The organism is Methanosaeta sp. UBA458 (genome assembly GCF_002496085.1).
GTDB classification, from domain to species: Archaea; Halobacteriota; Methanosarcinia; order Methanotrichales; family Methanotrichaceae; genus Methanothrix; species Methanothrix soehngenii.
In genome coordinates, this window is record NZ_DAIK01000110.1 from 1 (window position 1) to 7,708 (window position 7,708).

General features: G+C 51.3%; 12 protein-coding genes. 7 read left to right on the top strand and 5 right to left on the bottom strand.

What is annotated here, in order from left to right; translation table 11 throughout:
- Positions 1–12: 12 nt before the first annotated feature.
- The 5 genes from BP822_RS07655 to BP822_RS07675 all read left to right on the top strand — a co-directional run bounded on the left by BP822_RS07655 (position 13) and on the right by BP822_RS07675 (position 3,918).
- A complete protein-coding gene (locus BP822_RS07655) occupies positions 13–156 on the top strand; it encodes an amidohydrolase family protein (protein ID WP_273467176.1) in 144 nt (47 codons plus the stop codon).
- 106 nt (positions 157–262) lie between these two features.
- On the top strand, positions 263–445 hold the full coding sequence (locus BP822_RS07660) for a methytransferase partner Trm112 (protein ID WP_013719234.1): 183 nt from the start codon (positions 263–265) through the stop codon (positions 443–445).
- A 148-nt stretch (positions 446–593) separates the two neighbouring features.
- Entirely contained in the window at positions 594–1,871 is a 1,278-nt protein-coding gene (locus BP822_RS07665; protein ID WP_273271241.1) for a hypothetical protein, read from the top strand.
- A gap of 3 nt (positions 1,872–1,874) precedes the next feature.
- Positions 1,875–3,479 (top strand): CTP synthase, encoded by a 1,605-nt coding sequence (locus BP822_RS07670; RefSeq protein ID WP_013719232.1) that lies wholly within the window; start codon positions 1,875–1,877, stop codon positions 3,477–3,479.
- Positions 3,480–3,567: 88 nt separating this feature from the next.
- Entirely contained in the window at positions 3,568–3,918 is a 351-nt protein-coding gene (locus BP822_RS07675) for a hypothetical protein (RefSeq protein WP_048132033.1), read from the top strand.
- Between the two features lie 167 nt (positions 3,919–4,085).
- Here the strand turns inward: BP822_RS07675 and BP822_RS07680 are convergent, their stop codons facing one another.
- From BP822_RS07680 to BP822_RS07690, 3 genes are all read right to left on the bottom strand, one after another.
- On the bottom strand, positions 4,086–4,592 hold the full coding sequence (locus BP822_RS07680; protein WP_013719230.1) for a type II toxin-antitoxin system VapC family toxin: 507 nt from the start codon (positions 4,590–4,592) through the stop codon (positions 4,086–4,088).
- Between the two features lie 2 nt (positions 4,593–4,594).
- Positions 4,595–4,807, bottom strand: coding sequence for a hypothetical protein (locus tag BP822_RS07685; protein WP_013719229.1), 213 nt, complete (start codon positions 4,805–4,807; stop codon positions 4,595–4,597).
- A gap of 327 nt (positions 4,808–5,134) precedes the next feature.
- Positions 5,135–5,353, bottom strand: coding sequence for an AbrB/MazE/SpoVT family DNA-binding domain-containing protein (locus tag BP822_RS07690; RefSeq protein ID WP_157863708.1), 219 nt, complete (start codon positions 5,351–5,353; stop codon positions 5,135–5,137).
- A 376-nt stretch (positions 5,354–5,729) separates the two neighbouring features.
- On the opposite strand from BP822_RS07690, the gene BP822_RS07695 reads away from it, so the two are divergent.
- Complete coding sequence (locus BP822_RS07695; protein ID WP_013719227.1) at positions 5,730–6,089, top strand: type II toxin-antitoxin system death-on-curing family toxin; 360 nt, start codon at positions 5,730–5,732, stop codon at positions 6,087–6,089.
- A gap of 2 nt (positions 6,090–6,091) precedes the next feature.
- Here the strand turns inward: BP822_RS07695 and BP822_RS07700 are convergent, their stop codons facing one another.
- Positions 6,092–6,214: a hypothetical protein gene (locus BP822_RS07700; RefSeq protein ID WP_276839041.1), complete on the bottom strand. Its 123-nt coding sequence runs from the start codon at positions 6,212–6,214 to the stop codon at positions 6,092–6,094.
- A gap of 268 nt (positions 6,215–6,482) precedes the next feature.
- Here BP822_RS07700 and BP822_RS07705 point away from each other — a divergent pair, with 268 nt between their 5' ends.
- Positions 6,483–6,905: an SOUL family heme-binding protein gene (locus BP822_RS07705; protein ID WP_052297535.1), complete on the top strand. Its 423-nt coding sequence runs from the start codon at positions 6,483–6,485 to the stop codon at positions 6,903–6,905.
- A gap of 97 nt (positions 6,906–7,002) precedes the next feature.
- On the opposite strand, the gene moaC is transcribed toward BP822_RS07705, so the two are convergent.
- On the bottom strand, positions 7,003–7,431 hold the full coding sequence (moaC, locus tag BP822_RS07710; protein WP_013719224.1) for a cyclic pyranopterin monophosphate synthase MoaC: 429 nt from the start codon (positions 7,429–7,431) through the stop codon (positions 7,003–7,005).
- Between the last annotated feature and the right edge of the window lie 277 nt (positions 7,432–7,708).

Sequence of the window (7,708 nt, forward strand, 5' to 3'; positions counted from 1 at the left end):
CTGATCCAGGATATTGGGGCGGATCGGGTGATATTCGGCAGCGACTATCCCTGGGAGATTCCGGGCAGAGCAGTGGAGATAATCCAGAGGCTTGATCTATCAGAGGGAGAGAAGGAGGCCATACTCTGGAAGAATGCCTCCATTTTATTGGAGTGACAGCAGGGGAAAAATAGGTCCATTCTCATCATGTCAGGTCTCCAGGACCGGATGCTTCGGATGTGAGACAAAGATTTATACTTTATAAGAACAGCTGTTGCCAGCGATGAAACGCGATCTTCTCGATATTCTGGCTTGCCCTATGTGCAAAGGAGACCTGATACTGGAGGTATTCGAAGAGAACGAGTCGGAGATATTAGCCGGCAAGCTCTGCTGTCGTGCTTGCAATGAGATCTATCCCATTGAGGACGGGATTCCAAATATGCTGCCCCCAGAGCTTCGAGAATGATCATATTCTAGATTGACCAGATGGACGCCTGGCCGAATCCGCGCTAAGAGCCCCAAAATGGTGGATGGGGGCAGAGAAGGGGCTTGGGATTCACAGGCGAAATATTTATACAATATTATGTAACAATAGCGAGTGAGGGGTTTTGGGATTGGATCATATTGTTCGCATCAACGAGGGAAGCGATACCAAGACACCCATCGTCCTCCATCTTCTTCCTGGCGAGGAGACCCTCTTCAACCTCGTGGTCATCAACGATGGAGAGCCTTCAGATGTCTCGCTCCAGGCCAGCGATCCCGTCTTCAAGGCGGTTCGCTTCAGAAGATCGGATGACTACGTGGATGGAAAGCAGATCATACCGATCTTCGCCCGAATGCCCGACGATACAGACCGGCTGGATGGAGAGATAATCCTGAAGAGCAGCATTGGCGATAGCCGGGTTCCCATAACCATCCTGCGGGACTCCATAGTCTCCAAGTCAGATCAGCTCCCCGGCATCCAGTCCGAAGGTCTCGGCCGCCAGGGCCCATCAGATAGGTTGGGCAGGGTCCCCTCTCGAGCCTGGATCCGGGATATCGCCCCGGCAGAGGAGGCGCAGACTGAGGATTACCGGGAAGAGGAAAGGAATCCTGACGAGGATGAGATCGGCGCCGATGGGATTGATCCAGAGATAATTGATCCCGAGGGCATGGATGATGGCGGGGAGGATGAGGATCGCAGTCCATACGAGTCCTCCGAGGATCTGGATACGGAATTCGTCCCGGCGAAGGATGGACGCGATGAAGAGGATGAGAGGGAGAGCCGGAATATATCGTTCTCAAAGGATCAGGATCTAGAGAGATATCGATCTGCCCGCCGTTTTCGCAGGATTGAGGATCTCTCGGAGACGGACGGAGATAATCACAGTAAAGAGCGCAATGGCCCGGTGAGGGATAATGAATACTCCAGAGAAGCCGATGATTATTTTGGTGGGGATGATTATCCTGATCGCGATCGGATCGACCGCCCCATCGATCCCCTGACCAGCCAAACGCAGGGCTCAAATGGAGAGTTTGATCCTTTTAAGACCCCCCGAGAGGACCGGCGGTTTCAGAGAGACGAGGCAGCACAGGACCCTGAGAACCGCTTCAGACCAGGGGTAAGGGAGCCACTCGGATCGGTCGAAAGGGAAGAGAATTCCACAGAGCAGTTCGAATCCGATCAGATTCGTTCTGAAGAGGAGGCGGGAGAAGCAGTTGAGGATGAGGACGGCTTGCGAGCGATCGGAGCGATGCAGGTCATTCCCGCAGTCATATTCTTGGGCCTGGTTAGCGCATTGGTTCTGACCTTCATCACCGAGAGCATTCCCGAGTTTCCCGGAGCATTAGTGTCGTCGATTCTGATCGTCACCCTTATCATATACGGAGCGGCTACGCTCCTGAAGGCGTAAAAAATGAGATATATCGTGGTCACTGGCGGGGTTATGAGCGGCCTTGGGAAAGGCATAACCGCGGCTTCCATCGGCAGGCTGCTCATGAACAGGGGCTATAAAGTCACGGCCATAAAGATCGATCCCTACATCAATATCGATGCTGGCCTCATGAGCCCCTTTCAGCATGGAGAGGTCTATGTTCTCAAGGATGGGGGAGAGGTGGACCTAGACCTGGGGAACTATGAGCGATTCCTTGATGTCGAGCTGACCCGAGACCACAACATCACCACCGGCAAGGTCTACAGCACAGTGATTGAGAAGGAACGGCGAGGTGAGTATCTGGGCAAGACGGTGCAGATCATCCCCCACATCACCGAGGAGATTAAGAAGCGCATCCGTCAGGTCTCCCGAGACGGGGGCTGCGAGATATGTCTGGTCGAGGTGGGGGGCACAGTGGGCGACATCGAGTCCATGCCCTTCCTGGAGGCTATGCGCCAGCTCAAGTACGAGGAGTCGGGAAACATATTCTTCGTCCACGTAACCCTGGCCCCCTCCACCACCGATGGAGAGCAGAAGACCAAGCCCACCCAGCATAGCGTGAAGGTGATGAGGGAGCTGGGTCTGCAGCCGGACATGATCGTGGTTCGATGTGAGAATCCCCTGCTCCCAGAGACCAAGCACAAGATCGCCCAGTTCTGCGATGTGCCTGCAGAGGCAGTGATCAGCGCCCACAACTCTGATGACATCTACAAGGTGCCCCTGCAGATGGAAGCCGAGGGCATTGCCAAGTACATAATGAAGGAGATGAGGCTCTTTCCTCTGGAGGAGAAGAAGGACTGGGACCAGTTTGTAGCGAAGATGGAAGAGGTATCAGGATCGGTGAAGGTGGCGATCGTGGGCAAGTACACCGTGGGTCAGCAGTGCGCCGATCCCATGGAGGATGCCTACCTCTCCATTCGGGAGTCTCTGAAGCATGCGGGGATTGAAGCCGGCGTCCGGCCGGAGATCGTCTGGATCGATGCTGAGGATCTGGAGCACGGATCATCTGACCTCATCCTGCGGGAGGCGGACGGCATTCTGGTGCCGGGTGGCTTTGGCTCCCGGGGTACGGAGGGCAAAATCAAGGCGGTGCAGTATGCCCGGGAGATGAAGGTTCCCTATTTGGGTATCTGCTTTGGAATGCAGCTGGCGGTGATCGAATATGCCCGGAACGTCTGCGGCCTGGAAGAGGCGGGAAGCACTGAGTTTGGAGAGACCCCCCATCCGGTGATTGCTATTTTGCCCGAGCAGGAGAAGATCAGGCAGATGGGGGCAACCATGCGGCTGGGAAATTATCCCGCTCACCTGTTGGAGGGCAGCCTGGCGCACCAGATCTACGGCAAAACCAATATCGTGGAGAGGCACAGGCACAGATATGAGGTCAATCCCGCTTATATCAAACCCATCGAGGAGAAAGGGATGATCTTCTCCGGCAGGAACGGTGATCTGATGGAGATCTGTGAGATTCCAGAGCATCCATTCTTCTTCGGCTCTCAGTTCCACCCGGAGATGAAGTCCCGGCCGGGCAAGCCATCTCCGCCGTTCCTGGCGTTTGTAGAAGCGATGAAGGAGCGAAAAGCTAAATAGGAATATTTTTCCAGATTTTTATATTTTTATTTTTAAAGAATATCCCGCAGCTTGCTGCAGGGTATTCTTTAAAAATAAGACGATTGAATTGATTGATGTTCTCTGGCTTCAGGGCGAGGCAATAGTCGCAGCTTTCGAGGTGGAGCACACAACAACAATTTATTCGGGCTTATTGAGGATGGCGGACCTGGTGAGCATGCAGCCCAATCTCAAACTCGATCTGTTCATTGTCGCGCCTGATGAGCGGAGAGAAAAGGTGTTCTACGAGATTAACAGGCCTGCATTTGCCAGGCTAAAGCCTCCCCTCCCGAAAATCTGCCGATTTATTCCTTACCTGGAATTGAAGAAGGAAGTCGAGCAGATCGGAAACAGAATTCGTTACATGAGACCGGAGTTCATCTCAGAAATTGCAGAAAGCTGCGAGCCCGACTACACATAATCTACTTGCGGTCCTTCCAGCTCTGCTGCCATCATCCACCAGCCACGCGTCCGCACCCGCAAGCGAGGGAGGATACGGGCAGATGCCATTATTTGGGGAAACGGCTGGATAGGGATGGCACAAGAATCGAAAGAGAAATGGGCTATGATATTTCCCGTCCTGCTCACTTATGGTTTGTATATGCTAATGTCTTCTGCTAGCTGAAAATCGTTGTCATTAGTAGCTATATTGGAAATGCCGTTCATCTTCATGACAGCCAGGTGAGATGCATCTGATATGAAGAGCCCATATCTGCTCGAAAGATCTGTTGCCATATCCATTGTAGCCTTGTCGATGCTGTGGATGACCAAAGGATATGCTCTAATTACAGCGTAGGTCTTCCAGACCCTCGCAAGGCTTGAGATCGTTTCCGACTTGTCTTCTATTAGTTTCCTGGCTTCGCTCTCACTTCGCAGATGATATGTCTTTGTAGTCTCGGCTAGAATTAGCTTGTGGATGATCTCGTTTAAGACTAGGGCAGAAGTGGCTGCAAAATAGGTGCCGGATTCAATATTTTGCAGGAACGCACGACATGTAGCTCGGTATTTTGTATAGTCCAGTGCACCATACAAAAATATGTTCGTATCTATAAATATATTGGATTGGGGCGCAAGCGAATCCAGAGAGCTAATCACAGCTAATCCTCGGATTCGATTATCTCTTCTATAAGTTTTTGGTCATCTAATTTGATTGAGCCAATAAGTTGATCAGTAAGACTCTTGATCGGCTTGATGAGCAATTCTCCGCCTTTCACGCTCAGAGCTACTCGTTTGCCTTCACAAAGGTTAATCTCAGATAATATTGAACTCGGAAGCTCAATTATCCCGCCTTTCTTAACAAGAACCTCCATCTATCTCACCAAAGCATTAACATGTCTCTGCCTCTAAAAAAAGATTTCCAGGAAATAAGGGATTGGTAGGATCTCGCTTTAATGCATTCGCAGCATCATATTCTGAGTGCAGACCATAGGTATGCGTGGCTTCGGCAAGCATTAGTTTATGGAGCACTTCATTGAGCACAAGTGTTGAAGTGAATCCATTATACGCACCTGATTCAATTGCCATAAAAAATTCGTGGCATGGCAGGAACCATTTAGGGCGCCTCATTATATGATATAAAAATATATTGGCGTCGATAAATACATCGGAAGATCTAGGCAGTGCTTCAAGAGAATTTATCACAGCCAATCCTCGGATTCCACAATCTCATCAATAAGATCAACATCATCCAGTGCGATTGAACCTGCCAGCCTTTTTGCAATGTCTTTGGCCGGTTTGATGAGAATTTCTCCATCCTTTACGTTCAGAAACACTTTCTTGCCTTCGCTTAGACCCAACTCAACCATAAAGGAGTTAGGAAGCTCAATTATACTGCCTTTCTTGACAAGAACCTCCATTGATCTCACCACGATCCTATTGATATGCTTGGCTTCTAAAATAGATTTCCTAGATCTAAGACCAGAGCCCAGGCACTCGCGAGCAGCAGGCCATCGGCCATCTCTGACAGAAGGCAATTTTCCTCCTCTAGCTAGGCCCGACCACGCCGCCATCCTCTCAATCCAAATTTACTTCATGCACGAGACAGTGCCGCTATCCTCCAGTCACACGCCCGCCCTCCATCATGCGCACGCGCACTCCTGTGGGTGGGCGGGGCCACCAGGCTATGTACTCCTGAAGCTCCGGTCCACAGTTTTTCTTTATCCGGAACGCGGATCGAAACCAATATCTCCTCGGTCAGTGAAATTGTTCCCTGCCCGAGGGAAGTCCAGTCCAATGGTCGAATTAACTGCAAAGATGATCATCGAGATCCATGACACCATCATCCAGCGCTATGGAGGCTTGCCAGGCATCCTTTGCCAGGGCACCATTGATTATCTCGTCTCCATGATCAATGATGAGCCCGATCACTTCAAGAAGGCCGCTCTTGCTCTTCATCTAATAGCCCTTCATCCCTTTAACGATGGCCAGAAGAAGACTGGATTTCAGCTTGCAGACAACATTCTAAGGATGAACGGCCTTCGCTTGTCTACTAGCAAAGAAAAGATATGCGGGGTTCTCTGCAAAATAGCTGAATACAATTGCATGCTCGATGAAATCGAGAGACGGCTCCGAGAAAACACGCTGGAGACCTGACCTCACAATCTGGCCAGGCATTTCATTAACTCATCGTTCTCTTTCAGGCTCTTCTCCAGATGCCTGCGCTGCTCAGCGGTGAGACCTCTGCCTTTATCATCTTCCTTCCTTGGGCGGGAAATCATCTGCTCTAACATATCTAATGTCTCTATTTATCCGCCTGGATTAAATAGCTTCTTTTGTGGACGATCCGGGCTGGGTGCCAACTGCAATTCGTACTCCAATATGAGCGCGCCTATGGATGAACTGGACCCCCTTGGGCGGCGATTACCGGAGGCAAAAGTTGTATAATCGTGGTATTCTGGTCAAAAATCCCCGCATTTGTCTGGCCATCTCCCATCTTGACTGCATGGATAATGGATTGCTCCGCAATCACCTGGCGGTAGCTGAGGAGTGGAGGATGAGAATGGTGCCTTCAGCCCATTGTTCAGATACATCTCCGGAGAGAACGAGAAAGGGGAGAAGATCGAGATGACTGCACCGGTGGTCACAACCAGTACCGAAAAAGGCCTGTCCATGGCTTTTATTATGCCGGAGCGCTTCGATATTCAGACCATCCCCCGGCCCACATCAAGCAATGTCGAAATCCGGGTGGTCGAGCCCCGAACCCTTGCCACCATCAGGTTCTCAGGCTACATGAATGAAGGCAGTTATAGAGATAATCTGGAGCGATTGAATAAGACCCTGAAGGAAAGGGGGATCCTGACCAAAGGAGAGCCTTTATTGATGCAGTATAACGAGCCCAGGACGCCGCCCTTCTACCGCAGAAATGAGATTGCATTGCTGGTGGCCAATGATACTGTAGAGGAGAAATAGAAAGGAGAAAGGAATCGGAAAGGGCTCAACAGCTGAGAAGGGATATTATACGCCGACCAACATAATTCCAGAGCAGTACGACTTTCCGCATCGAGAGCTATTCCCCTTTCACCTTCTCCAGCACCCGGATCTCCTCAATTTCCGTCTCGGGATAGTTGCCCGTCTCGTCCTTCTCCAGATACTTGACCATATCCCAGATGTTGAGCAGAGCTACGCTCACACCTGTGAGGGCCTCCATCTCCACCCCCGTCCTTCCAACAGAGGTCACTGTGACTGTGGCTCTGATCCTCATCACCTCCAGCTCAAGGCCAACCACCAGGCCGGTTATGGGAATGGGGTGGCAGAGAGGAATCAAACGAGGAGTCTCCTTCACTGCCAGTATGGCCGCCAGCCTGGCGGTAGCCAGTGGATCGCCCTTCTTTATCTCTCCACATCTAATAGCCTGGAGAGTGGACTCCTTCAGCCTTATAGATCCAGTAGCAGTGGCCTTTCTATAGACCAGAGACTTAGAGGTGATATCCACCATGCCCTCCAGTTTTTCTGCCCCAGCCACCTCTCCAAACCAGCCGTCCTCTTCTTTCATCCTCTCGTCCTCAATTCTACTGCCCATTCTCAATTCTGCTCTCTTCCCAATCCCTGCCCACCGTTTCCCGTCTTTCTATCTCAGCTCCATCCTAAAACCTCATGGCCTGAGGGATCATCTCCACCACATCGGTGGCCAGCATGCCGAATCCCTTCTCCAGATAGACCAGATCGCCCGCCCTGCCATTGACGAAGGCTGCTGCGCTCGCTGCCCGCAGGGC